Below are 23,631 nucleotides of genomic sequence, written 5' to 3'. Positions count from 1 at the left end.
CTGATTTTTATTTTGGCGCTATAACTTCTAATCCACCCATGTACGGACGCAGAACCTCTGGGATAGTCACAGAGCCATCTTCGTTTTGGTAATTTTCTAAGATAGCTGCAACTGTGCGTCCGACAGCCAGTCCAGAACCGTTGAGAGTATGAAGAAGTTTGACCTTGCCATCTGCTTCGTCACGGTAGCGGATTTGAGCTCGACGGGCTTGGAAGTCTTCTGTGTTAGAGCAGCTAGAGATTTCACGGTAGGTGTTCTGAGCAGGAATCCAAACTTCCAAGTCGTAGGTCTTAGCAGCTGAGAAGCCCATATCCCCAGTACAGAGTGCTACAACGCGGTAAGGCAGATTCAGCTTTTGCAGGATGTTTTCTGCGTTGGCAGTCATCTTTTCCAGCTCTTGATAAGATTCTTCTGGCTTGGCAAATTTTACCATTTCAACTTTGTGGAACTGGTGCAGACGGATGAGACCGCGCGTGTCACGACCAGCAGAGCCAGCTTCAGAGCGGAATGATGGGCTCATAGCTGTGAAGTAGATTGGCAATTCTTTTCCGTCCAAAATTTCATCTCGATAATAGTTGGTCAGTGGAACTTCAGCAGTTGGAATCAGAACGAAGTTGGTATCGCTTAGCTCAAAGGTATCCTCTTTGAACTTAGGATATTGCCCAGTCCCAAACATAGAATCATGGTTGACTATATAGGGAGTGATGACTTCTGTATAGCCTTCTTTGCCATGCTCGTCCAGCATAAAATTGTAGATAGCACGCTCAAGTCTTGCTCCCAAGCCCTTATAGAATAGGAAACGAGCACCAGTAACTTTTGCCCCACGCTCCCAGTCCAAGATGTTCAAATCCTCACCTAAATCCCAGTGAGCCTTGGCTTCAAAGTCAAATTGGCGCGGTGTCCCCCAGCGACGAACTTCAACATTTTCGTCCTCGTCTGCTCCGACAGGAACACTTTCGTGCGGGATATTAGGCAGAGTGGTAGTGAATTCAGTCAACTTAGCGTCTAGCTCAGCCAAGGTTACGTCTAAGTTCTTGACCTCAGCAGAAAGTTTTTGCATGGCAGCAATCTTGTCATCTGCATTTTCTTTATTGCGTTTAGCTTGGGCAATTTCAGCAGAAACAGTATTGCGCTCAGCTTTGAGTTCTTCGACCTTGACTAATAAATCCCGGCGTTCTTTGTCGATGGTTTTCATTTGGTTGAGAGTAGCAGCGTCAACACCTCGTGTAGCTAATTTTTCAACGACAGTATCAAAGTCAGTGCGGATGCGTTTTAAATCTAACATAGGTACCTCCAAAAATAAAAAGCACTTTATGAAACTGTTGGAGCGGCAGAGCCGCGGTTCCATCCAACTTCACAAAAGTGCACTTGCTTAATTATTCATTTTTAAACTAACGGTAGAATTTCCTATTTTCTTCTTATCTGCTCACAGCCACCGCAGACTTTCTGAAAAGTGCCCAATAGTACTTATCCGTTTCGACTATTATACAGGATTTTCCGGAAAATGTAAATCCCAGGATAGGAAAAATCTTGACAGAAAAAGATAACTATGTTATCTTTAGATAAAGGTAACATAGTTATCTAGAAGGAGTTCTTATGGTAAAACAAACAACGCGCGACCGTATGATTGAGAAGGCAAGCCAGCTTATCAGAGAATATGGCTATCAGAATATCCCCCTGAGGAAACTGGCATCTCTGCTGGGGGTTACGACTGGTGCTTTTTACAAGGCTTTTGAGAATAAGGAGGATCTTTATTATCAGGTCTGTCTTTTGGAAAACCAGAAGCAGCTTAAGCGTTTAGAGGAGCAGTATCTAGATGGAGTCTCTGATCCTTTGGATTGCATTTGGCAGATAGGACTCTTTCTTTTATCGGAATATGAGACCAACAGTCAGATGATGGATTTTCTCTTTTTCAGCCCTGTGGCGATAGAGGCTTACCGGAAAGGTGAGCTTCTGGAAATCGGGAATAAGACAGTGGATTATCTGGATCAGCTGCCTATTGAGAGTCAGAAAGAGAAAAAGATTCTTTTGCTCAAGCTGGACACCTTCATCACAGGCTATGGGCATTTTATTGCCAAAGGCTTGGAGCCTTTTGATGAGGAAGTTTATCGCTCAATGTTCAATGATTTACTAGGAGGTTACAAACATGTTTAAAAATCTCATTGTTTATGCACATCCCTATGATAAAAGCTTTAACCATGCTATTTTAAAGCAGGTTCAGGACTTGTTGGAGAAGAAAGGTCAGACCTATGAACTGATTGATCTCTATGAGGATGGTTTTAATCCAGTCTATACCAAGGAAGAGCTAGCGCTTTTTAATAAAGGGCAGGCACTAGACCCACTGGTTTTAAAATATCAGGAAGCTCTTGCGTCCTGTGACCGCCTTATCATGATTTTTCCTATCTGGTGGGCGGATATGCCAGCTATTGTCAAGGGCTTTGAAGATAAGGTATTTTTGAAAAATAAGATTTACGAGGAGACGAAAACCCGCCAGTTAGTTGGTCGTCTGACCAATATTAAAGAGGTATTGGCTATTACTACCTCTGCAGCACCGACCTTCTATCTTAAGTATTTCTGTGGTGATGTCGTCAAGAAAGCCATGTTGGGCCATACCTTTAAGTCTATCGGTGCTAGACAGCGCCGTTGGTTGAATTTCGGGAATATTTCTCAGTCTACAGCTGAAAAACGTCAAGCTTTTTTAGAAAAACTATCGGAAAAGATTTGAAGAGGTAGCTATCATGATTCGTTTTAGAAGAGCAAATGAAAGGGATCTTGTTGCTGCGGTCTCGGTTTTAACTGCTGCTTTTGCTGAGCATGAGGTCTATAGAGAAAAATTCCGCCCTCTCTTTGGCAGCAGCCAGTCTTATATTGATTTTCTAAATAGATTGCATGCAGTTATGGTTAAGGCAGCGATGCGTCATCATATTTGCCTACTTGCTGAAGTGGATGGACGTCTTATGGCTTTCGCTACTATTCATAAGCTCGGTAATCATCCTGTCGGTATGCTTTCCTTTTTGCGGGCAGGAGCATGGAGGATGTGGCAATATATTCCCCAGCTTTTAGCCTTTCAAAAAGTCTTTGGGGAGGGGAGTAAAGAAGCTAAGAAAAGGGGTGTTTCAACTCTATATCTTGAACTGCTGGGGGTGCTGCCTGATTATCAAGGACAGGGAGTTGGCGGTCTTTTTATCTCAAAGGGACTTGAGTTGCTTGCCAAAGAAGAGAAATGCCAGCGGCTTACTTTGATTACTCATACAGAAAGCAACTGTCGTTTTTACAAAAAGAACGGATTTAAGCAGCTAGATGTCCGTGATGTTGAAGGTGTCAAGACATGGACTTTCGAGAAAAATTTAGCTGATGTTTATCCTTTTTGAAAATCTAATGAAGCGGTCTTTTATTGATAATGTCTGCTTACCCCATCCCATCATTTCAAGGGGCTGAAATAGTGCATTCTCAGACAGTTTCACTTTCCAATTTTTTGTGCTAGCTCCATTTTGCTGATACAAGCAGCTTTTGTCTTAGTCGAAAATATAAAAAATAGGGTTGAAAAGTTTCAACCCTATTTTTTCTTCTTAAAGATTCCAGCAATTTTTTGTAACAGAGTCGGCAATCTAACGACTTTGTCGTTGCCGATATGCTCCCGCGCAATTTTGAGTATCTTACCAGAATCTTTGGAGGCAAAGAGAAACTTTCCCTTGTCAGTCCAGATTTCAAAATGGCGGCTGACTTTTTTGCCAGAAACATTAGCACCGATAGTAGTGATGCTAGACCAAGGCAGCTGAATATAATCTTCTACATTGGCATCAGCATAAAACTCCAGAGCTGTCTCGCCGATTAGAAATTTCCCAACCTTTCCGCCTAATCCAAGATAGGAAACGCCAGTGGTATTAAACTCAACTGTTTTATTTTGTGACTGTGCCATAGAGTAACTCCCTTTTAAATAATATAGCTATTATACCACAATAAAAAGAAGGCCGAAACCTTCTTTTTATTACATCAAACCAGCAACGTGAGCTAGCACACCAACTACAAAGAGGGCGATGATGATAGTGATAGGGGATACTTTCTTCTTAAGCAACCACATACAAGCGAAAGTTAGAAGCAGTCCCATCAAACCAGGAATCAAGGAATCCAAGTTTTGTTGGAAAGTTGTAACTTTTTCAGGGGTTTGAGATAGTCCTTGACCTACTTGAGCAAAGGCTTCTTGGATACCCTTATAGCCACTAGATAATTTGTCCCAATGGATATATGCTTTATCATCTAGCTTAACAGATGAAACGTTAAAGACAAACTTAATAGATACCCAGCGCTCAACCAGAACAGCCAAGATAAACATACCTAGAATTGAAGCACCTTTGGTAATGTCTTGAAGGATACCACCAGACATGTCCTTAGTGATTTCAGAACCAGCCTTGTAGCCCAATTCTTGTGTGTACCAGAGGAAAGCCATCCGGATAGCATTCCAAGCTAAGAAGAAGATAAGTGGACCAATGATATTTCCAGTCAAAGCAAGAGATGCCCCAAGTGCACCAAGGATAGGACGAACTGTGAACCAGAAGACAGGGTCTCCGATACCAGCCAGAGGTCCCATCATACCGATTTTAACCCCTTGGATAGCCGCATCGTCAATTGCTGCACCATTTGCTTTTTCTTCTTCAAGCGCAAGTGTAACTCCGATGATTGGAGCTGCAACATACGGGTGAGTGTTGAAGAATTCCAAGTGACGCTCAAGAGCAGCAGCTTGATCTTCTTTTTTAGTATAAAGTTTCTTAATAGCTGGAATCAGTGAATAAGCCCAGCCCAAGTTTTGCATACGTTCGTAGTTCCAAGAACCTTGCAAGAAAGTAGAACGCCACCAAACTTTTTGACGGTCAGCCTTTGAAAGAGTCAATTTTCCTGACTCATCAGGTTTTACAGTATTTAATTCTGTCATGATAGTGTGTCTCCTTTCTTAGTAGTCTTCTAGGATGTCGCCGATTGGATCGTTAGATGAAGCTGTTGCTCCGCCACCACCATTTCCGCCTTTTTTAGACAGGGCAAGGTAGATGAGAGCGATAGCGACACCAATTGCACCAAGGGCAATCAGAGTGAGTTCGCTGACAGCAGCCAAAGCGAAACCAATAGCGAAGAATGGCCATACTTCACGAGTTGCCATCATATTGATAACCATGGCGTAACCAACGGCTACTACCATACCACCACCGATTTGCATCCCTTCTGATAGCCAAGCTGGCATAGCTTCAAGAGCAGATTTAACAGACTCAGCAGGAATCATCAAAAGAAGTGCTGCAGGGATAGCAATACGTGCTCCTTGCATGAAGAGAGCGATAAAGTGAGCGCGTTCAACGCCTTTGATGTCGCCTTTTTTCGCAGCAGCATCTGCACCGTGAACCAAACCAACTGACAAAGTACGGACAATCATAGTCAAGAAGAGACCAGCAACAGCAAGTGGAATTGCAACACCTTGTGCTACAGCGATTCCTTTGCTTGAGAAGTCTCCACCCAATACCATGATGATAGCAGCGGCAACAGAAGCGAGGGCAGCATCAGGTGCTACAGCAGCTCCGATATTAGCCCAGCCAAGAGCGATCAGCTGGAGAGAGCCACCCAGCATAACACCGGCTGCCAAATTACCAGTTACCAGTCCAATCAAGGTACAAGCAACCAGCGGTTGGTGGAATTGGAATTGGTCCAAGATACCTTCTAGGCCAGCTAAGAAGGCAACAAAGACTACTAAAACCATAGAAATAATAGACATGTTCTAAATCCTTTCCTAAATTAATAAAAGCAAAACGTTTGATTCTACTGCACGTTGGCTTTTTTAATCAAATCAAACAAATCTTTTTTAGAGTCATTTGGTACTTTACGTACGTCGAATTCAACGCCAAGGTCACGAAGCTTTTCATAAGTGGCAACGTCTTCCTTATCCATTGACAGTACGTTGTTGACCATTGTTTTACCAGTTGAGTGAGCCATAGAACCGACATTAAGGGTCTTGATTGGCACACCGCCTTCAACAGCACGAAGGGCGTCTTGAGGAGTTTCAAACAGAATCAAGGCATGAGTGTTGCCAAAGCGAGGGTCTTTTGAAACAGCAATCAATTTGTCGATTGGGACAACATTGGCTTTGACATTACCTGGTGCAGCTTGCTTAATCAATTCTTTACGAAGTTCATCTTGAGCTACTGAGTCAGAAGCAACGATAATGCGATCTGCTTTTGAATCTGGCGTCCAAGCTGTTGCTACCTGACCGTGCAGCAAGCGTGTGTCGATCCGGGCAAGGTTGATTTTGAGCTTGCCGTCACCGATTACAGTCCCTTCAGGGATTGCTGCTTGGGCAACTGGAGCAGCTGCAGCAGGAGCATTTGCTTCTTCAGCAGCAGGGTTCAGCTCTTCAGGCAGAGCTTTGACTCCTTCCTTGGCTTCTTTGATGATGTTAGCAACAATAGCTTCAACGCCGGCGTTGGCATCCATCATCCTTTCTGTATAAGCTTGAATCAGCATAGGCAGGTTCAAGCCTGTAATGATAGCGAACTTGCGGTCTGGATTTTCACCCATGACACGGCTAGCTTGGTTGAATGGAGAGCCACTCCAAAGGTCAGCCAAGACCAACACTTCATCGTCCGCATCAAACGAAGCCACAGCGTCATTGAACTTTGCATAGAGATCATCTGGTCCTTCGTTGGGCATGAAAGTTACAACTTGTACTTTTTCCTGCTCACCGAAAATCATAGAACCTGATTGATGAATACCAGCAGCAAATTCACCGTGGCTAGCAATAATGATTCCGATACTCATTATTGACATTCCTCCTTATAAAATGTTTGACTTAAGTTTTAAGAAAACTTTAAGGCAAGTTTATTATAAAACGTTTTCATGAAAAATGCAAGCGTTTGTTCCTAAAAACGACTTTTTCTTTCAAAAATGTCAGTATTTGCTGAAACCCTGATAAATATAAGTATAAGCAAACCTTAGCTATAGAAATGTTTTAATAAATTAGGAAAATAGAAAATACAATAGATTAATATATGAAAAAGATTGAAATAATATGAAAGAGACTTTTGAAATGACAGAAGAGAATTTTGTTTGAGAAAGTGTTTATTTATCAAAAAAGAAAAAGGAGGACCAAAGACAAAAAGTCGCGTCTTATGTCTTTAGTCTCCCTCTATAATGGCAAAAGTTTCTAAATAATATCAAGTCTGTCCACCATACGTTTCCAAGAGTTTTGTAAATGTTGGGACTGACATGCTTTAAAGCATTAGTGTGTGAAGTCAAGTACCATACGTCCCTGAATGGTACCCGCTTCCATTTCGTCAAAGACATCCACAGCATCTGAAACAGGGCGTTTTTGAACGACAGGAACCACTAATCCTTCAGCACCAAACTGGAAGGCTTCTTCCAAGTCCTTGCGCGTACCAACGAGGGAACCGATGACTTGGATACCATCTAAAACGGTTTTGACAATGCTGAGGTCCATCATTTCAGATGGCAATCCAACGGCAACTACCCGACCGCCAGCACGAACAGAATCAACAGCTTGGTTGAAGGCAACTTTAGAAACAGCTGTTACTATGGCAGAATGCGCACCGCTGGTTTTTTCTTGGATAAGAGCAGCGACATCTTCAACTTCATGGCCGTTGATGACGATATCAGCACCAACTTCTTTGGCCAAAGCTAGCTTATCATTGTTGATATCAACAGCAACGACATGGGCATTAAAGACTTTCTTAGCATATTGAACCGCTAGGTTACCCAATCCACCTGCTCCAAAGATAACTGTCCATTGGCCTGGTTGTAGCTGGGCTTCTTTGATAGCCTTGTAGGTAGTTACACCGGCACAAGTGATAGAAGAAGCTTGGGCAGGATCGAGTCCCTCAGGGACTTTGACAGCGTAGTCAGCTGTTACGATACATTGTTCTGCCATCCCACCATCAACAGAATAACCAGCATTTTTTACTGTACGGCAAAGGGTTTCGCGGCCAGTTGTACAGTATTCACAAGCGCCGCAGCCTTCAAAGAACCAAGCGACACTGACGCGATCTCCGACTTTGAGACTTTTTACATCTGGAGCGATTTCTTTGACAATACCGATACCTTCGTGGCCAAGAACGCGGCCCGGCACTTTTCCAAAGTCACCGTGCGCGACGTGAAGGTCCGTATGGCAGACACCGCAGTATTCGATGTCAACGAGAGCTTCCCCTGTTTCAAGCGGACGCATTTCTTTATTTTCAACGAGTTGGACATTAGTTCCCTCTGGATTTACAACAACTGCTTTCATAAGTAGTTTCCTCCTGTTATTTAGTTTTTGATTATGTTAATTATATCACAAACTCAAACAAACGGCAAACGCTTACAAAACTAAGCGTGGATTCACTCTAATATTCTGACATAGCTGATAAACTCCTATTTTTAAAGCTTTTTGCAACTAACGGAGTTTGAGAGAAGAAAAAAATAAAAGACAAACTCTCGAACAGAGTTTGTCTAATTGTCTACTTTTATAAAAAGAGTTTGTTGAGCTCGTGGGCGACGCCATCTTGGTCATTGGTCAAAGATAACTGCTGGTCAGCGTAGGGCAGCAGGGCGGAATTAGCATTTTTCATGGCATAGCCAGTGCCAGCAAAGGACAGCATCTCAGTATCATTTTGCTCATCGCCAAAGGCAATCAGATTTTTACGGTCCACATTGAGAATATTAAGTAGGTACTGAAGGGCAAAGGCCTTGTTGACTCCTTTGGGAGCACACTCGAGGATGTTGAGTGGGCCGCCCCAAGAGTTGATAGAAAGTTCATGCTGGTAAAAAGCATTCATTTCCTCTGCCAGAGCATATTTGTCAGCTGCTCGTGTCTGCAGGAGAATGGCGTTAGGATTCTCCGTTACCAGATTGGCTTGAAACTGGTTTTCTGGTTTGAAAGCATCGATGCCAAAGAGCTTGGGATCAGCGATTTCTTCATTGGGATTTGTGATGTAGAACTTATTGCGGTATTCGCCAGCAATGAAATCCGCTTCAATCTCATCCCTGCGCTTAACCATATCCAGCAGAAAGGATTTATCCAGCGTCAGCGATTTTTCAAAATCCCATTTCTTTTCTGGAATGTGAGTCAGAGATCCATTGAAGTTGATCATGGGCGTATTGAGCTCTAATTCTTTATAATATTTCAAGGCCATACGGTAGGGCCGGCCTGTTGTGATAATAACCTTGTGGCCCTTTTGGGAAATTTTTTTGATGGTTTCTTTGGTGAAATCAGACAGATTGCTATTTGAATCCAGCAAGGTTCCGTCCAAGTCCACAGCGATTACTTTTTTTGTCATGTGAGTCTCTTTTCAGTGATAATACAGACTATTATAACAGAATTCAGTGTAAATAACACGACTTATGTTATAATGGTGCTCTAATCAGTCACAATTATGACACACCAAGGAGGAGCTTTTCGTATGCGTAAACCAATCATGATTCATGCTCTTTTTCTGATGATTGCCTTTTTTATCTATATCCAATCTCTAAATGGCGGTCCGACCTATCTCATCTGGAATATGACCTTGGCCTTAATCAGCTATGATGCAGCTGTCTTGACGCTTTTATTCAAGAAGCAGAAGTGGGCTTATCCTCTTCTTTTCCTGCTGTGGTTGCTTTTCTTCCCTAACACTTTCTATATGATTACAGATTTGATTCACATGACTTGGGTGGCAGATGTTCTGAGTAAGCCAAGTGTTTTCCTGCTCTTTTTAGCTTTTGTTTCTAGTATTTTGTTCGGTATTTTCTGTGGTATGGAGAGCTGGTATGTCATCAAGGAAGGCTGGAAGCTTAACTGGTATTTGGATTTGTTGCTGACGGCAGCTCTGTCGGCTGTGTCCAGTCTGGCTATCTACATAGGACGTTATGATCGCCTCAATAGCTGGGATTTATTGCTTCATCCTCAGCTGGTTCTACAGAAGCTCTTGCAAACCTTGCAGCCTGATCGTCTGCCTTTCATTCTTGGTTTTGCCTTTTTGCAGTTTATGAGTTTGGTATTTCTGATGAGAGATAATAAAAAATAAGAAAAGCGAGACATTCATCTTGAAAAAGTGAATGTTTTTTATTATAATTTAAATTATTGTTCGCAAATAAACGAATTTCAATCTGTTTTTCTTTGTTATTGAACTAGATATTAGAAATTTTACTCAAAAGGAGATTTATTGAAAAATGGATAAATTTTTCAAACTGACCGAAAAAGGGTCAGATGTCCGGACAGAAGTTTTGGCTGGTCTGACGACTTTCTTTGCCATGTCCTACATTTTATTCGTCAATCCGGCTATGCTGGCTCAGACAGGTATGCCCAAGCAAGGTGTTTTTCTAGCTACGATTATCGGGGCTGTTGCAGGTACTTTGATGATGGCTTTCTTTGCCAATCTGCCTTATGCGCAGGCACCGGGCATGGGGTTGAATGCCTTTTTCACTTTTACGGTCGTCTTTGCCTTGGGCTACACTTGGCAGGAAGCCTTGGCTATGGTCTTTATCTGCGGGATTATTTCGCTCATTATCACTCTGACCAAGGTGCGTAAGATGATTATTGAGTCAATTCCAGGCTCCTTGCGAGCAGCTATCTCGGCAGGAATCGGGGTCTTTCTTGCTTATGTAGGTATTAAAAATGCTGGCTTGCTCAAGTTTTCAATTGATCCAGGTAACTATACAGTAGCTGGCAAAGGAGCAGATAAGGCTGCAGCGGCTATTACGGCTAATTCAGCAGCAACTCCCGGTCTGGTAGATTTTAACAATCCAGCGGTCATCGTAGCCTTGGTCGGTTTAGCCATCACAATCTTCTTTATCGTGAAAAATATCAAGGGTGGTGTTATCCTATCTATTCTGGTCACGACAGTGGTAGCTATTCTGGTTGGCTTGGTTGATTTGTCAGCTATTGACTTTGGGCAGAATAACATTGGCACTGCTGTTAGTGAATTGGGACAGATTTTTGGGGTTGCAGTAGGTCCGAAAGGCCTCGGTGCCCTCTTAGCAGATTCGGCTCGCTGGCCTCAGACATGTATGGCCATTCTGGCTTTCTCCTTGACAGATATTTTTGATACCATTGGTACCTTAATCGGTACTGGTGAAAAGGTCGGGATTGTAGCGACTTCTGGGGAAAATCATGAATCAGAAGGCTTAGATAAGGCTCTTTATTCGGACCTCATCGGAACCTCTATCGGAGCTATTGCTGGAACCTCTAACGTGACGACTTATGTGGAGTCTGCAGCTGGTATCGGAGCTGGCGGCCGAACAGGTCTGACCGCCTTGGTCGTAGCTATCTGCTTTGCGGTGTCAAGCTTCTTTAGCCCGCTTTTAGCCATTGTTCCCAACGCTGCAACTGCACCGATTCTGATTATTGTTGGGATTATGATGCTGGCTAGTCTGAAAAATATCCATTGGGATGATATGGCGGAGGCCATCCCAGCTTTCTTTACTTCTATTTTTATGGGATTTGCCTATTCTATCACTCACGGGATAGCAGCTGGATTTATTACCTACACCTTGGTCAAAATCTTCAAAGGTCAAGCCAAGGATGTGCATTCTATGATTTGGATTTTGGATCTTCTCTTTATTTTGAATTTCGTAAATTTGGCTTTAAATTAGGCTTAAACATTGCTGGATTTCCTTGATTTTAGTACCCTTTGTGTAGGATACGTTTTTTGGTATAAAAAATCAGCTTTTTCTGGCTGATTTTTCTTTTGCAAAATTAAGCAGAAAAAAATTTTTTCTGGTATAATAAGAGAATGTTTAGTCATAATGAGGAAGAATTAATCCAGTGGGGTCAGCGCCTGGGCAAATTGCTTCAGGCAGGGGACGTACTGGTTTTAACGGGAGATTTAGGAGCAGGGAAGACAACCTTTACTAAGGGTCTGGCTCTAGGTTTGGGTATCAGTCAGATGATTAAAAGTCCAACCTATACCATTGTTCGGGAATACGAGGGTCGCTTGCCACTCTATCATCTGGATGTCTACCGCATCGGAGACGATCCAGATTCCATCGATTTGGATGACTTTCTCTTCGGGGAAGGTGTGACGGTCATTGAATGGGGAGAGCTGCTGGGAGAAAATCTGCCTGAAGACTATCTCAAATTAAGCCTCTTGAAAAAGGAAGACGGGCGTGAATTGGTTTTTGAAGCCAAAGGAAAGCGAGCCCAAGATCTACTTGAGGAACTGCAGAATGACTGAATATGAATTATGCTTGCGTGAAGCGGAAAAAACAGATGCTGCTGAGCTGATTGCCTTCCTCAATCAGGTTGGGTCTGAGTCAGATTATATGACACTGGATGAAGCTGGAATTTTGATGAATCAAGAGGAGATGGCTTCATTCATTGAGAATCAGGCTGCTTCTAGTAATCAGCTTTATCTGTTGGCGCTTTTAAATGGTGAGATTGCTGGCCTTGTCAGCATCACAGCTGATTTCCATGAGCGAATTCGCCATATTGGTCAAGTCTTTGTTGTTGTGAAGAAAGCTTTCTGGAACCAAGGACTGGGACGCATACTGATAGAAGAGGCACTGACTTGGGCAGAAGATTCTCAAGTTATTAGACGTTTGGAATTGAGCGTTCAGGTTAGAAACGAACGAGCAGTTCACCTTTATAAAGATTTAGGATTTGAAATTGAAGGCTTACAAAAAAGAGGAGCCTATTTAAAAGAAGGGATATTTCTTGATGTTTACCTGATGGGTAAACTGATAGACTAAAAATGATATGTTTAAAAAGATTATAATGATGTTTCTTAGCCTCCTTGTCGTAACGACAGCTGGTATCGGTACTTATGCTTGGACAATCTATGGTCAGTCAACAGATGAGCTGTCCAAGACTTATAAGGGCTTGGGAAATGAGACAGATGTCATTTCTGCGACTAAGCCCATGACCATTTTGCTGATGGGTGTAGATACAGGGAGCGGATCCCGCGAGGATACTTGGGTCGGGAACAGCGATACCATGATTCTCCTGAGTGTCAACCCCAAGACCAAGAAAACGGTCATGATGAGTTTGGAACGTGATATTCTGACTCAGATTGATGAGAACGGTCAGACAGTTGAAGCCAAGCTGAATGCAGCCTATGCGACAGGCGGAGCAGAGTTAGCCATTTCGACTATTGAGGGCTTGATGAATATCCACATCGACCGCTATGTGATGATCAATATGCAGGGCTTGGTTCAGTTAGTAGACGCAGTAGGTGGTATTGAGGTCAATAATACCTTTGACTTCCCAATTTCTATTGAGGATAATGAGCCTGAGTATACTGCTAAGGTTGAGCCTGGCAAGCAAACTATCAATGGTGATCAGGCGCTGGTCTATGCTCGCATGCGCTATCAGGATCCAGAGGGTGACTATGGCCGCCAGAAGCGTCAACGTGAAGTAATTAAGAAAGTGGTTGAAAAAGTTCTCAGTCTCAACAGTGTCAGCCATTATCAGGCTATTTTAAAAGCTGTCAGCAGCAATATGCAGACCAATATCGCACTTGATTCAAAAAGCATTCCACAATTGCTAGGCTATCAGGATGCCTTTAAGAACATCAAGTCTGAACAGCTACGTGGAGAAGATGCGACCTTGCCTGATGGTGGAAGCTATCAGCTGGTGACGTCAGAGCATCTGCTGAGCATGCAGAATCTAATCCGCAAGTCTCTGGGCTTGGACACAGTTAAGAGTCTGAAGACCAATGCTGTTCTCTATGAAGATATTATGGGCGGCAACAGTCTAAGAAGCAGCAATAGCAGTAGTACATCTAGTAGCACAGAAAGCTATAGCAGTTACCAGAATTCTTATAGTCAGCCTACTTATAATAATGGTTATGAGAATTACTCTTATCCGTCGACAGATACAACAGTTGGAACTACGAATACGACTCCGGTTGCTCCAGCAGCTTCCTCTGCTCCAGCGGCAGATGTCAGTGTCAGCACCCCACAAAGTCAGCCAGTAGTCAATGCGACTACAGAGTAAAAAGTTAAATATAAAAAGAGGCCGGGACAAAATGTCTCGGTCTCTTTTGGTAATGACAAGAAGTTCTTGACGCGGTGCCGGATTTGAGTTTTTGTTTCCCTATCATCCATCTTTTCTCTATTGAGACTCGTACTTTTCCCAGATGTCTTTGACTTGCTGGATCTGCACCTGAGCTTGATTTTCAAGGACTTTATATTTATAAGTAAGATCTTGAGCAATGTCTTTGACTTGCTCTTTTTGCTCTTGAATGATGGCAATATTTCGTTGGATATTGGCTAGGCTTTCCTTTACTTTGTCTAGACTATCTGTTGTTTCAATGATTTCTTCTTGAATTTTTTGTCGGTTTTCAATCAGTTTGTAACTGGCTGCTGCGGCACCGATAAATAGGAAAATATTTGAAAGTTTCATATTCCCTCCTTAAGCTTGTGCAATCTTCTCAGCTAATTCGGCCAGAACTGGGAAGTCTGGTTCGTGGGCTGCGAAAGTAATCTTGAGGTCATCTGCATCACTGTAGCGCGGTGCCAAATGCACATGGGTATGAAAGACAGTCTGTCCAGCAATTTCTTCGTTATTGTTGATGATATTCATACCAGCTGCACCTGTGGCTTTCATCACCTTTCGAGCAATGTCAGGTACGCGAGCGAAGAGCTGACTGGTGTTGTCGGCATCCATATCCAGCACATTTCGGAAATGCTCTTTAGGGACAACCAAGGTATGACCTGGTGTTACCTGGGAAATATCTAGAAAAGCAAGGACTTTCTCGTCTTCGTAGACTTTAGAAGAAGGGATTTCTCCGGCAATAATTTTACAAAAAATACAATCAGCCATAAATGGTACCTCTATTCGCTAGATTTTGTTATAATATAAGAACCATTATACCAGAATTCGGAGAAAATATGTTAGAAATCAAAGAGCTTACGGGCGGCTATGTTAATATCCCGGTTTTAAAGGATGTCAGCTTTGAAGTGGGCAACGGCCAGCTGGTTGGTCTGATTGGTCTCAACGGTGCGGGAAAGTCTACGACTATCAATGAGATTATTGGTCTTTTGACGCCTTATAAGGGACAGATTCAAATTGATGGACTGGAGCTGCGGACCAATCCCAGCGATTACCGCAAGAAGATCGGTTTTATTCCGGAAACGCCTAGTCTTTACGAAGAATTAACCCTGCGCGAGCACATTGAGACAGTAGCTATGGCTTACGACATTGAGCAGGAAACAGCTTTTAAGCGCGTGGATAAGCTATTGGAAATGTTCCGACTCAAGGAAAAACTGGATTGGTTCCCTGTTCACTTTTCAAAAGGGATGAAGCAAAAAGTGATGATAATCTGTGCTTTTGTAGTTGATCCCAGCCTTTTTATCGTAGATGAGCCTTTTCTGGGTCTGGATCCGGTAGCTATTGCAGACCTTATCCAGCTCTTGGATGAGGAAAAGAAGAAGGGCAAGTCGATTCTGATGAGCACCCATGTTCTGGACTCTGCTGAGAAGATGTGCGATAGTTTTGTAATCTTGCACAGGGGTCAAGTGCGGGCCAAGGGCAGCTTGACTGAGTTGCGTGCTCAATTTCAAATGCCGGATGCTAGTCTGAATGACATCTATCTAGCCCTGACAGAAGAGGCAGCGCTATGAAAGAATTATTTGCCAAACGAAAGCAGGATTTTCGTCAGCAGTGTCTGAAATACCTGCGCTATGTTTTTAATGACCATTTTGTGCTCTTTCTACTGATTTTTATGGGATTTTTAGGTGTTCAGTACAGTCAGCTTTTGCGACATTTTCCGACTAATCACCTACCCATTATTGCTAGTCTGGCTATTTTATCGGTCTTTATCTTGCCTTTTGGACGGATTGCGACCTATCTGGAAAAGCCGGATGCTCTTTTTCTCTTAGTCAGAGAAGCAGAAGTCAGGGCTTTTATCAAGGCTCAGATTCTACGTTCCTATCTCTTGTACGCGGTCTTACAGACTGGGCTATTGCTGCTGTTAGCTCCGCTTTTTCTGGCTCTGGGATTGCCTGTTTGGGGCTTCGGGCTCTACTGTCTCCTTATGCTAGTCTTGAAATGGTTTTTGTTTCAGGCTAAGGCCAAGAAGTTCTTTACTGAAAATGGCCTAGATTGGCAGGCGCTGGTGGCTTATGAAGCAGCCCGAAAGCAGACGATTCTGCGCTTCTTTGCTCTCTTTACCAATGTTAAAGGCATTTCAAACAGTGTCAAGCGCCGGGCCTATCTGGATGGTTTGACGAGACTTGTGGGCAAGCAGCATAGCAAGACCTGGCAGAATCTCTTTTTGCGCTCTTACTTGCGAAATGGAGACTTCTTTGCTCTGACCTTAAGACTGCTCTTTCTAGCTCTTTTGGCCTTGATTTTTGTCAGTCAAGCTTGGATTGCTGCAGCTTTTGCAGTCTTATTCAATTACCTCTTGCTCTTCCAGCTGACGGCCTTGTATGAAGCTTTTGACTATCAGTTTTTGACCCAGCTTTTTCCGATAGAAAGAGGGGAAAAGCTGAAGGGAGCAAGACAAATTATTACTTCGATTGGCAGCAGTGTTCTCTTGGCTGAAGTACTGACTGCTCTGCTATTTTTCCAAGACAAGACAGCAGTGCTGGCCATGCTGGGAGCGACTGCCCTACTCTATCTGTTCTATCTGCCGTTTAAGTTACGGAGATTGGTTGACTAAAAGAGGTAAAATTAGTAAAATGATAAAGAAACTTTTTACGGAGGGGAAATATGGACTTGGTTGATAACGAGCTGACCCTGACACCGATAGCTGGTAAGAGCGGAAAGGCCTATATGGGGACTTATCCCGACGGGGGGCGCGTTTTCGTCAAGATGAATACAACCCCTATCTTAGCAGGCTTAGCTCGAGAACAAATCGCACCGCAGCTTTTGTGGAGCCGCCGGATGCCGGACGGCAATGTTATGAGCGGGCAGGAGTGGCTTTCAGGCACTATTCTGACCCCAAATGATATGTCCAAAAAGCAGGTAATCAATATTTTGACACGGCTGCATCGCTCGCGCCCATTGATGACGCAGCTGACCAAGCTGGGCTATACTTTGGAAACGCCAACTGATTTGCTGAATGCTTGGCTCAATCAAGTGCCGCTTGCTTTGAGGAATAATCAATATCTGCAATCAGTTATCCGCGACCTGCGCCAGACAGTGCCAGCCTTTCGTGAGGATTATGCGACCATCGTTCACGGAGATGTGCGCCACAGCAACTGGGTAGAGACCGATAGCGGGCTTATTTACTTAGTGGATTGGGATTCTGTGCGTCTGACAGACAGGATGATGGATGTAGCTCATATTTTGAGCCATTATGTGCCTGATTCAGGCTGGCAAGAGTGGCTGAGCGCTTATGGTTATAAGTATAATCAGACTGTTTTCAATAAGCTATACTGGTTTGGTCAGTATTCTTATCTGATGCAGATTGCCAAATACTATGAAAACAATGATTTAGAAAATGTGAACCGGGAGATTTACGCATTACGAAACTTCCGTTCTAAATACGGAAGAGGACAATGAGAGTAAGGAATCGTAAGGGAGCGACGGAACTGCTGGAGGCGCATCCCCAGTATGTGATTTTGAATCCGACAGACGCCAAGGGCAGATGGCGGGAGATTTTTGGCAATGACCATCCCATTCATGTAGAGGTTGGCAGCGGCAAAGGAGCTTTTGTATCTGGCATGGCCAAGGCCAATCCTGAGATCAATTACATCGGGATTGATATCCAGAAATCGGTCCTCAGCTATGCCTTGGACAAGGTGCTAGCAACGGATGTGTCCAATATCAAACTTCTATGGGTGGACGGTTCGGATTTGACTGATTATTTTGAAGAGGGTGAGATTGACCGCCTCTATCTGAACTTCTCGGATCCTTGGCCCAAGAAACGTCATGAAAAGCGCCGTCTGACCTATCAGTCCTTTCTGGCGACCTATCAGCAGATTTTGCCGGAAAATGGAGAAATCCACTTCAAAACGGACAACCGCGGTCTTTTTGAGTATAGCCTAGTGAGCTTTTCACAGTATGGTATGAAGTTAAAGGGCGTGTGGTTGGATTTGCATGCCAGCGACTTCGAGGATAATGTCCTGACTGAGTATGAGCAGAAATTTGCCAACAAAGGACAAGTCATCTACCGGGTGGAAGCAGCGTTTGAATAAGAAAGAGTCTTCGAGGAAATACTCCTTGAAGACTTTATTATTGGGAAAGAATTTTGCTTAAAAATAAGAACGTTTTAAGTGGAATTCCGTCTTAACAAGCTTACATGGCACATTTCCCTTGCATTCTGGGACTTGTCGTGCTATAATACTAGTAATGAATAAGGAAAGAGAGGCGAGGAAGTATCTTCGCCTCTTATCTGTGAGGAGGTGTCGTCATATCGCAACGATTGTTGAATTGGTGAGGGAGGTTATTGAACCAGCCATTCTGGCCCCCTATGAATTAGTCGATATTGAGTACGGAAAGATGGGCGGGGACTACGTTCTCAGTGTCTTTGTAGATAAGCCCGAAGGTATTACGGTCAATGATACAGCGGATTTGACGGATATTATCAGTCCGCTCTTGGATCAAATCAAGCCAGATCCTTTCCCAGAACAGTATTTTCTGGAAGTGACCAGTCCAGGCTTGGAGCGTCCGCTCAAGACCAAGGAACAGCTAGCTGATGCAGTCGGTAGTTATATTCATGTCAGTCTCTATAAGGCTGTTGACAAGCAGAAAGTCTTTGAAGGCACCTTGCTGAGCTTTGAAGAGGATGTTCTGCTCATGGAATATCTGGACAAGACTCGCAGAAAAGAAGTCGAAATTCCCTACAGTCTGGTTTCCAAAGCCAGATTAGCCGTTAAGTTTTAGCCGCAGAAGCAATATAGAAAAGAAAGGAACACTTTTGTTTCGGCAAAAGTCACATGAAAATGAGTAAAGAAATGCTAGAGGCCTTCCGCATTTTGGAAGAAGACAAAGGAATCAAGAAAGAAGATATCATTGACGCAGTGACCGAGTCACTCCGCTCAGCCTATCGTCGTCGCTATGGTCAGGCAGACAGCGCAGCCATTGAGTTTGACGAAAAGTCAGGAGATTTCCGTGTCTATACTGTTCGCGAAGTCGTGGACGAGGTCTTTGACAGCCGTTTGGAAATCAGTCTCAAAGATGCCTTGGCTATCAGTTCAGCCTATGAATTGGGAGATAAGATTAAGTTTGAAGAAGCGCCAGCTGAATTTGGCCGTGTCGCTGCTCAGTCTGCCAAGCAAACCATCATGGAAAAGATGCGCAAGCAGACCCGAGCAATCACTTACAACACCTATAAAGAGCATGAAAATGAAATCATGAGCGGGACGGTGGAGCGCTTTGACAATCGTTTTATCTATGTCAATCTTGGCAGCATTGAAGCGCAACTATCGAAACAAGACCAGATTCCTGGTGAGGTCTTTGCCTCTCATGACCGTATCGAAGTCTTTGTCTACAAGGTAGAAGACAATCCTCGCGGTGTCAATGTCTTTGTCAGCCGCAGCCATCCAGAAATGATCAAGCGTTTGATGGAGCAGGAAATCCCAGAAGTTTATGACGGAACTGTGGAAATCATGAGCGTGTCACGGGAAGCAGGCGATCGGACCAAGGTAGCCGTTCGCAGCCACAACCCTAATGTGGATGCCATCGGAACAATCGTCGGACGCGGTGGAGCCAATATCAAGAAAATTACTAGCAAGTTCCATCCTGCCAAATATGATCCCAAGAGCGGTCGTATGGTACCGACTGAAGAAAATATTGACGTCATCGAGTGGGTAGCAGATCCAGCTGAATTTATCTACAACGCTATCGCTCCTGCTGAAGTTGACCAAGTTATCTTTAATCAAGAAGATAACAAGCGGGCCTTGGTTGTCGTACCGGACAGCAAGCTTTCTCTGGCTATCGGTCGTCGCGGACAGAACGTTCGCTTGGCAGCTCATTTGACAGGCTTTAGAATTGATATCAAGTCTGCCACTGAGTTTGAAGAAATGGAAGCAGCCAATGAACTGGGCGGATTTGCTCAGGAAGCAGAAGAAATTCTTGCGGATGCAGCTGTTCTAGAGACAGAAGTTTCAGCAGCAGAAGCAACAGACTTTGACGCAGCTGCAGAGGAAACTGTACTGGAAACAGCTGGTTTAGAAAGCGAAGCTGAAGAACTAGATTAAGGGGGCTGGAATGGCAAAAACAAGAAAAATCCCTTTAAGAAAATCAGTGGTGTCCAACGAAGTGATTGACAAGCGCGATTTATTGCGGATTGTCAAGAACAAGGAAGGTCAAGTCTTTATCGATCCGACAGGCAAGGCCAACGGCCGTGGAGCCTATATCAAACTGGATAATCAGGAAGCTCTTCAAGCCAAGAAGAAGCGGGTCTTTAACCGCAGCTTTAATATGGAAGTGGATGAGGCTTTCTATGATGAGCTAATCGCCTATGTCGATCACAAGGTCAAAAGAAGAGAGTTAGGTCTTGAATAAAGAGAAACTTGCAAATATGCTGGGACTGGCTCAGCGGGCCGGCCGCATCATTTCTGGTGAGGAGCTGACCGTCAAGGCTATCCAGGAGGGAAAAGCAGATCTGGTCTTTTTGGCCCAGGATGCAGCTCCTAATCTCAGCAAGAAAATCACTGATAAAAGTCGTTACTATCAAGTAGAAGTATCAACCGTGTTTTCAACACTGGAATTAAGCTCTGCCATTGGCAAGGCCAGAAAAGTGCTCGCCGTGACAGATGCTGGTTTTACAAAGAAAATGAGGTCTCTTATGTAATAGAAGAGGAGGACAAGATTTGTCTAAAGTAAGATTGTATGAAATCGCCAAAGAACTGGGAAAAGAAAGTAAGGAGGTAGTGGCTCGTGCTAAGGAGTTGGGACTGGATGTTAAAAGTCATTCATCCAGCGTAGAAGCTGATGCTGGTGAGCGAATCAAATCCAGCTTCAAGAAAGTAGCCGCACCTCAAGCTCCTGCAGAAAAGCCTGCAGCAGCTCAGCCATCACCGCAAAAAACTCCTGCCAAAGAGGCAGCGCCAGTCAAGGCAGAACAGACAGAAGCAAAAGTAGCTACTAAGCCAGAAGCGAAAGCAGAAACGGTAGCACCTGTCAAGCGCCCACAAAGCCGGAACTTTAAGGCAGAGCGTGAAGCGAGAGCCAAAGAAGAGGCAGAGCGTCGTAAGCAGCAAGGTAACCGCAAACCACAAAACAAAGAGCAAGGCAAGCGTGAGGATCGCGATAATCGAAATAAGAATCGCGGAAACCGCAACGACCGAGATAGGGGCAATCGTCCAAATGACCGTCGCGATAATCGTGGTCAAGATGGCCGCCGCAATGGTCAGAATCATCAAGGATTTAACGGCCAAAACCGCCAACAGCCTCAAGGTCCGAAGATTGACTTTAAGGCTCGGGCAGCAGCTTTGAAAGCAGAGCAGAATGCTGAATACGCTCGCTCAAGTGAGGAACGCTTTAAGCAAGCACAGGAAGCTAAAGAAGTTATGGAACGGCAAAACCGCCGCAAGGAGCAACCTAAGGCAGAAGCAAGTGCACCAGTTCAGCCTGCTGCAGCTCCATCTGCTCCAGCAGCCAATCCAAGCCCAGCGCCATCCGCTGTGGATACGCGTCGTAAGAAGCAAGCTCGACCAGATAAGAAGCGCGATGATTTTGATCGCGAAGAAGAAGGTCCAAGAAAACAACAAAAGAATCGAAGCAGTCAAAATCAAGTGAGAAATCAAAGAAATAGTAATTGGAATAAAAACAAGAAAAATAAAAAAGGAAAGGGCAACAATAACCAGGCACCAAAACCTGTTACAGAACGTAAGTTCCATGAGTTGCCAACTGAATTTGAATATACAGACGGAATGACCGTTGCAGAAATTGCAAAACGCATCAAGCGCGAGCCAGCTGAAATTGTCAAGAAACTCTTTATGATGGGCGTAATGGCAACGCAAAACCAATCTCTTGACGGCGATACTATTGAGCTCCTCATGGTGGACTACGGTATCGAAGCTAAGAAGAAGGTGGAAGTTGACACAGCTGACATTGAGCGCTTCTTCGTAGAAGAAGGTTATATCAACCAAGATGCCTTGGTAGAGCGTCCGCCAGTTGTCACCATCATGGGACACGTTGACCATGGTAAAACAACCCTCTTGGATACCCTGCGTAATTCTCGGGTAGCAACAGGTGAAGCAGGTGGTATCACTCAGCACATTGGTGCTTACCAGATCGAGGAAAGCGGCAAGAAGATTACTTTCTTGGATACGCCTGGACACGCGGCCTTTACTTCTATGCGAGCTCGCGGTGCCTCTGTGACGGATATCACTATTCTGGTCGTTGCGGCTGATGACGGTGTTATGCCGCAAACAATCGAAGCCATTAACCATTCCAAAGCCGCTGATGTCCCAATCATCGTAGCTATCAACAAGATTGATAAACCAGGAGCGAATCCTGAGCGCGTGATTGGTGAATTGGCTGAGCATGGTGTCATGTCAACAGCTTGGGGCGGAGATTCTGAATTTGTCGAAATCTCAGCGAAATTCAATCAAAATATTGACAGCTTGCTAGAAACAGTCCTTTTAGTGGCTGAAATCCAAGAGCTCAAGGCAGATCCGACTGTTCGAGCGATTGGTACAGTCATTGAAGCCCGTCTGGATAAAGGAAAAGGTGCTGTCGCAACCCTTTTGGTTCAGCAGGGAACTCTGAATGTGCAGGATCCAATCGTTGTTGGTAATACCTTCGGTCGTGTTCGGGCTATGACCAATGATCTGGGCCGTCGTGTTAAGGTGGCAGGACCATCTACACCGGTTTCTATCACTGGTCTCAATGAAACTCCGATGGCTGGTGACCACTTTGCGGTCTATGAAGATGAAAAAGCTGCGCGTGCAGCCGGTGAAGAACGCGCCAAACGTGCCCTTCTTAAACAGCGTCAAGCTACTCATCGCGTCAGTCTGGAAAATCTCTTTGATACCCTCAAAGCTGGTGAAGTTAAGTCTGTTAATGTTATCATCAAGGCTGATGTACAGGGGTCTGTAGAAGCTCTGTCTGCTTCCCTGCAGAAGATTGAAGTGGAAGGCGTTAAGATTACCATCGTCCACTCAGCAGTTGGTGCTATCAATGAGTCAGACGTAACACTGGCGGAAGCTTCAAATGCTTTCATCATCGGATTTAACGTTCGTCCAACATCTCAGGCTCGCCAACAGGCAGAAGCTGATGATGTCGAAATTCGTCTCCACAGCATTATCTACAAGGTTATCGAAGAAATGGAAGATGCCATGAAGGGAATGCTGGATCCAGAATACGAAGAAAAAATCATCGGGGAAGCTCTTATCCGCGAGACCTTCAAGGTTTCCAAGGTTGGTACTATCGGTGGATTTATGGTTATCAACGGTAAAGTGACCCGTGATTCCAAGGTTCGCGTTATCCGTGATGGCGTCGTGATTTACGATGGGGAGCTTGCCAGCCTCAAGCACTTCAAGGATGATGTTAAGGAAGTGACTAACGGCCGCGAAGGTGGACTCATGATTGATGGCTACAATGACATCCAAGTAGATGACACGATTGAAGCTTACATTATGGAAGAAATTAAGAAATAAGATAAGAAGTAGGTTGAAAACTCGCAGTGAAATCATTGTTGGGGGAAGTCTGTACTTCTAATCCCATGTTTTTTCACAAAGAGTTTAAAACAGATTTCATTCATTAAAACTAAAATATAAGCTAGGCCT

25 protein-coding genes and 1 pseudogene are annotated in these 23,631 nt (G+C 44.1%); 17 read left to right on the top strand and 9 right to left on the bottom strand.

What is annotated here, in order from left to right; translation table 11 throughout:
- Positions 1 to 7 precede the first annotated feature (7 nt).
- On the bottom strand, positions 8 to 1,285 hold the full coding sequence (serS, locus tag RYK49_RS06705) for a serine--tRNA ligase (protein WP_314865313.1): 1,278 nt from the start codon (positions 1,283 to 1,285) through the stop codon (positions 8 to 10).
- A 311-nt stretch (positions 1,286 to 1,596) separates the two neighbouring features.
- Between serS and RYK49_RS06700 the strand changes: the two genes are divergently transcribed.
- From RYK49_RS06700 to RYK49_RS06690, 3 genes are read left to right on the top strand one after another with little or no spacing between them, the layout of a single operon-like run.
- Complete coding sequence (locus RYK49_RS06700) at positions 1,597 to 2,154, top strand: TetR/AcrR family transcriptional regulator (RefSeq protein ID WP_314865311.1); 558 nt, start codon at positions 1,597 to 1,599, stop codon at positions 2,152 to 2,154.
- Positions 2,147 to 2,725, top strand: coding sequence for an NAD(P)H-dependent oxidoreductase (locus tag RYK49_RS06695; RefSeq protein WP_314865309.1), 579 nt, complete (start codon positions 2,147 to 2,149; stop codon positions 2,723 to 2,725). Before RYK49_RS06700 ends, RYK49_RS06695 begins: the two co-directional genes overlap by 8 nt.
- A 13-nt stretch (positions 2,726 to 2,738) precedes the next feature.
- Positions 2,739 to 3,371, top strand: a complete 633-nt coding sequence (locus tag RYK49_RS06690; protein WP_314865307.1) for a GNAT family N-acetyltransferase — start codon at positions 2,739 to 2,741, stop codon at positions 3,369 to 3,371.
- A 185-nt stretch (positions 3,372 to 3,556) separates the two neighbouring features.
- Here RYK49_RS06690 and RYK49_RS06685 read toward each other — a convergent pair whose 3' ends face one another.
- From RYK49_RS06685 to RYK49_RS06660, 6 genes are all read right to left on the bottom strand, one after another.
- The gene (locus RYK49_RS06685) at positions 3,557 to 3,919 is read right to left on the bottom strand and encodes a DUF956 family protein (RefSeq protein ID WP_111675359.1); all 363 of its coding nucleotides are present in this window, start codon (positions 3,917 to 3,919) and stop codon (positions 3,557 to 3,559) included.
- A gap of 69 nt (positions 3,920 to 3,988) precedes the next feature.
- Positions 3,989 to 4,930: a PTS system mannose/fructose/sorbose family transporter subunit IID gene (locus RYK49_RS06680; RefSeq protein ID WP_002893579.1), complete on the bottom strand. Its 942-nt coding sequence runs from the start codon at positions 4,928 to 4,930 to the stop codon at positions 3,989 to 3,991.
- Positions 4,931 to 4,948: 18 nt separating this feature from the next.
- Positions 4,949 to 5,755: a PTS mannose/fructose/sorbose transporter subunit IIC gene (locus RYK49_RS06675; RefSeq protein WP_002893578.1), complete on the bottom strand. Its 807-nt coding sequence runs from the start codon at positions 5,753 to 5,755 to the stop codon at positions 4,949 to 4,951.
- 44 nt (positions 5,756 to 5,799) lie between these two features.
- Positions 5,800 to 6,795, bottom strand: coding sequence for a PTS sugar transporter subunit IIB (locus RYK49_RS06670; RefSeq protein ID WP_314830783.1), 996 nt, complete (start codon positions 6,793 to 6,795; stop codon positions 5,800 to 5,802).
- A 460-nt stretch (positions 6,796 to 7,255) separates the two neighbouring features.
- On the bottom strand, positions 7,256 to 8,275 hold the full coding sequence (gene adhP, locus RYK49_RS06665; RefSeq protein ID WP_314830782.1) for an alcohol dehydrogenase AdhP: 1,020 nt from the start codon (positions 8,273 to 8,275) through the stop codon (positions 7,256 to 7,258).
- 217 nt (positions 8,276 to 8,492) lie between these two features.
- Entirely contained in the window at positions 8,493 to 9,305 is an 813-nt protein-coding gene (locus tag RYK49_RS06660) for a Cof-type HAD-IIB family hydrolase (RefSeq protein WP_314865305.1), read from the bottom strand.
- Positions 9,306 to 9,401: 96 nt separating this feature from the next.
- Between RYK49_RS06660 and RYK49_RS06655 the strand changes: the two genes are divergently transcribed.
- The 5 genes from RYK49_RS06655 (at position 9,402) to brpA (ending at position 13,939) form a co-directional block, all read left to right on the top strand.
- A complete protein-coding gene (locus RYK49_RS06655; protein ID WP_314865303.1) occupies positions 9,402 to 10,031 on the top strand; it encodes a DUF1361 domain-containing protein in 630 nt (209 codons plus the stop codon).
- Positions 10,032 to 10,176: 145 nt separating this feature from the next.
- Positions 10,177 to 11,598: an NCS2 family permease gene (locus RYK49_RS06650; RefSeq protein WP_314865301.1), complete on the top strand. Its 1,422-nt coding sequence runs from the start codon at positions 10,177 to 10,179 to the stop codon at positions 11,596 to 11,598.
- A 140-nt stretch (positions 11,599 to 11,738) separates the two neighbouring features.
- The gene (gene tsaE, locus RYK49_RS06645; protein ID WP_314865300.1) at positions 11,739 to 12,179 is read left to right on the top strand and encodes a tRNA (adenosine(37)-N6)-threonylcarbamoyltransferase complex ATPase subunit type 1 TsaE; all 441 of its coding nucleotides are present in this window, start codon (positions 11,739 to 11,741) and stop codon (positions 12,177 to 12,179) included.
- On the top strand, positions 12,172 to 12,693 hold the full coding sequence (locus RYK49_RS06640; RefSeq protein ID WP_314865299.1) for a GNAT family N-acetyltransferase: 522 nt from the start codon (positions 12,172 to 12,174) through the stop codon (positions 12,691 to 12,693). Before tsaE ends, RYK49_RS06640 begins: the two co-directional genes overlap by 8 nt.
- Positions 12,694 to 12,700: 7 nt before the next feature.
- Positions 12,701 to 13,939, top strand: a complete 1,239-nt coding sequence (gene brpA / locus RYK49_RS06635; RefSeq protein ID WP_125402347.1) for a biofilm formation/cell division transcriptional regulator BrpA — start codon at positions 12,701 to 12,703, stop codon at positions 13,937 to 13,939.
- A gap of 117 nt (positions 13,940 to 14,056) precedes the next feature.
- Here the strand turns inward: brpA and RYK49_RS06630 are convergent, their stop codons facing one another.
- Positions 14,057 to 14,347, bottom strand: coding sequence for a hypothetical protein (locus tag RYK49_RS06630; RefSeq protein WP_314865297.1), 291 nt, complete (start codon positions 14,345 to 14,347; stop codon positions 14,057 to 14,059).
- A 9-nt stretch (positions 14,348 to 14,356) separates the two neighbouring features.
- A complete protein-coding gene (locus tag RYK49_RS06625; RefSeq protein WP_314865295.1) occupies positions 14,357 to 14,767 on the bottom strand; it encodes an HIT family protein in 411 nt (136 codons plus the stop codon).
- A 68-nt stretch (positions 14,768 to 14,835) separates the two neighbouring features.
- Here RYK49_RS06625 and RYK49_RS06620 point away from each other — a divergent pair, with 68 nt between their 5' ends.
- The 9 genes and pseudogenes from RYK49_RS06620 to infB all read left to right on the top strand — a co-directional run bounded on the left by RYK49_RS06620 (position 14,836) and on the right by infB (position 23,502).
- Entirely contained in the window at positions 14,836 to 15,567 is a 732-nt protein-coding gene (locus RYK49_RS06620; RefSeq protein ID WP_314865293.1) for an ABC transporter ATP-binding protein, read from the top strand.
- Positions 15,564 to 16,610 carry an ABC transporter permease gene (locus RYK49_RS06615; RefSeq protein WP_314865292.1) on the top strand — a complete coding sequence of 349 codons (1,047 nt, stop codon included), beginning with the start codon at positions 15,564 to 15,566 and terminating at the stop codon, positions 16,608 to 16,610. The genes RYK49_RS06620 and RYK49_RS06615 overlap by 4 nt, the downstream gene beginning before the upstream one ends.
- 50 nt (positions 16,611 to 16,660) lie before the next feature.
- Positions 16,661 to 17,455: a cell cycle regulator CcrZ gene (gene ccrZ, locus RYK49_RS06610; RefSeq protein WP_002893562.1), complete on the top strand. Its 795-nt coding sequence runs from the start codon at positions 16,661 to 16,663 to the stop codon at positions 17,453 to 17,455.
- On the top strand, positions 17,452 to 18,090 hold the full coding sequence (gene trmB, locus RYK49_RS06605; RefSeq protein ID WP_314830779.1) for a tRNA (guanosine(46)-N7)-methyltransferase TrmB: 639 nt from the start codon (positions 17,452 to 17,454) through the stop codon (positions 18,088 to 18,090). The genes ccrZ and trmB overlap by 4 nt, the downstream gene beginning before the upstream one ends.
- A 199-nt stretch (positions 18,091 to 18,289) precedes the next feature.
- Complete coding sequence (rimP, locus tag RYK49_RS06600; RefSeq protein WP_314449302.1) at positions 18,290 to 18,778, top strand: ribosome maturation factor RimP; 489 nt, start codon at positions 18,290 to 18,292, stop codon at positions 18,776 to 18,778.
- Positions 18,779 to 18,837: 59 nt separating this feature from the next.
- Positions 18,838 to 19,936: pseudogene (gene nusA / locus RYK49_RS06595) on the top strand (transcription termination factor NusA); the annotation flags it as partial.
- A gap of 168 nt (positions 19,937 to 20,104) precedes the next feature.
- Positions 20,105 to 20,401, top strand: coding sequence for an RNase P modulator RnpM (gene rnpM, locus RYK49_RS06590; RefSeq protein ID WP_002923338.1), 297 nt, complete (start codon positions 20,105 to 20,107; stop codon positions 20,399 to 20,401).
- A complete protein-coding gene (locus RYK49_RS06585; protein WP_002918063.1) occupies positions 20,394 to 20,690 on the top strand; it encodes a YlxQ-related RNA-binding protein in 297 nt (98 codons plus the stop codon). Before rnpM ends, RYK49_RS06585 begins: the two co-directional genes overlap by 8 nt.
- Before the next feature lie 19 nt (positions 20,691 to 20,709).
- A complete protein-coding gene (infB, locus tag RYK49_RS06580) occupies positions 20,710 to 23,502 on the top strand; it encodes a translation initiation factor IF-2 (RefSeq protein WP_314830778.1) in 2,793 nt (930 codons plus the stop codon).
- The last annotated feature ends 129 nt before the right edge of the window (positions 23,503 to 23,631 follow it).

The sequence above is a fragment of the uncultured Streptococcus sp. genome, from assembly GCF_963525625.1.
GTDB lineage: Bacteria > Bacillota > Bacilli > Lactobacillales > Streptococcaceae > Streptococcus.
Note: the sequence above shows the minus strand (reverse complement) of the source record. Positions and strands in the feature narration are given on the sequence as shown.

Coding starts and splice junctions, on each gene's coding strand:
- serS (WP_314865313.1), bottom strand. CDS start 1,285: ATGTTAGATTTAAAACGCATCCGCACTGACTTTGATACTGTCGTTGAA.
- RYK49_RS06700 (WP_314865311.1), top strand. CDS start 1,597: ATGGTAAAACAAACAACGCGCGACCGTATGATTGAGAAGGCAAGCCAG.
- RYK49_RS06695 (WP_314865309.1), top strand. CDS start 2,147: ATGTTTAAAAATCTCATTGTTTATGCACATCCCTATGATAAAAGCTTT.
- RYK49_RS06690 (WP_314865307.1), top strand. CDS start 2,739: ATGATTCGTTTTAGAAGAGCAAATGAAAGGGATCTTGTTGCTGCGGTC.
- RYK49_RS06685 (WP_111675359.1), bottom strand. CDS start 3,919: ATGGCACAGTCACAAAATAAAACAGTTGAGTTTAATACCACTGGCGTT.
- RYK49_RS06680 (WP_002893579.1), bottom strand. CDS start 4,930: ATGACAGAATTAAATACTGTAAAACCTGATGAGTCAGGAAAATTGACT.
- RYK49_RS06675 (WP_002893578.1), bottom strand. CDS start 5,755: ATGTCTATTATTTCTATGGTTTTAGTAGTCTTTGTTGCCTTCTTAGCT.
- RYK49_RS06670 (WP_314830783.1), bottom strand. CDS start 6,795: ATGAGTATCGGAATCATTATTGCTAGCCACGGTGAATTTGCTGCTGGT.
- adhP (WP_314830782.1), bottom strand. CDS start 8,275: ATGAAAGCAGTTGTTGTAAATCCAGAGGGAACTAATGTCCAACTCGTT.
- RYK49_RS06660 (WP_314865305.1), bottom strand. CDS start 9,305: ATGACAAAAAAAGTAATCGCTGTGGACTTGGACGGAACCTTGCTGGAT.
- RYK49_RS06655 (WP_314865303.1), top strand. CDS start 9,402: ATGACACACCAAGGAGGAGCTTTTCGTATGCGTAAACCAATCATGATT.
- RYK49_RS06650 (WP_314865301.1), top strand. CDS start 10,177: ATGGATAAATTTTTCAAACTGACCGAAAAAGGGTCAGATGTCCGGACA.
- tsaE (WP_314865300.1), top strand. CDS start 11,739: ATGTTTAGTCATAATGAGGAAGAATTAATCCAGTGGGGTCAGCGCCTG.
- RYK49_RS06640 (WP_314865299.1), top strand. CDS start 12,172: ATGACTGAATATGAATTATGCTTGCGTGAAGCGGAAAAAACAGATGCT.
- brpA (WP_125402347.1), top strand. CDS start 12,701: ATGTTTAAAAAGATTATAATGATGTTTCTTAGCCTCCTTGTCGTAACG.
- RYK49_RS06630 (WP_314865297.1), bottom strand. CDS start 14,347: ATGAAACTTTCAAATATTTTCCTATTTATCGGTGCCGCAGCAGCCAGT.
- RYK49_RS06625 (WP_314865295.1), bottom strand. CDS start 14,767: ATGGCTGATTGTATTTTTTGTAAAATTATTGCCGGAGAAATCCCTTCT.
- RYK49_RS06620 (WP_314865293.1), top strand. CDS start 14,836: ATGTTAGAAATCAAAGAGCTTACGGGCGGCTATGTTAATATCCCGGTT.
- RYK49_RS06615 (WP_314865292.1), top strand. CDS start 15,564: ATGAAAGAATTATTTGCCAAACGAAAGCAGGATTTTCGTCAGCAGTGT.
- ccrZ (WP_002893562.1), top strand. CDS start 16,661: ATGGACTTGGTTGATAACGAGCTGACCCTGACACCGATAGCTGGTAAG.
- trmB (WP_314830779.1), top strand. CDS start 17,452: ATGAGAGTAAGGAATCGTAAGGGAGCGACGGAACTGCTGGAGGCGCAT.
- rnpM (WP_002923338.1), top strand. CDS start 20,105: ATGGCAAAAACAAGAAAAATCCCTTTAAGAAAATCAGTGGTGTCCAAC.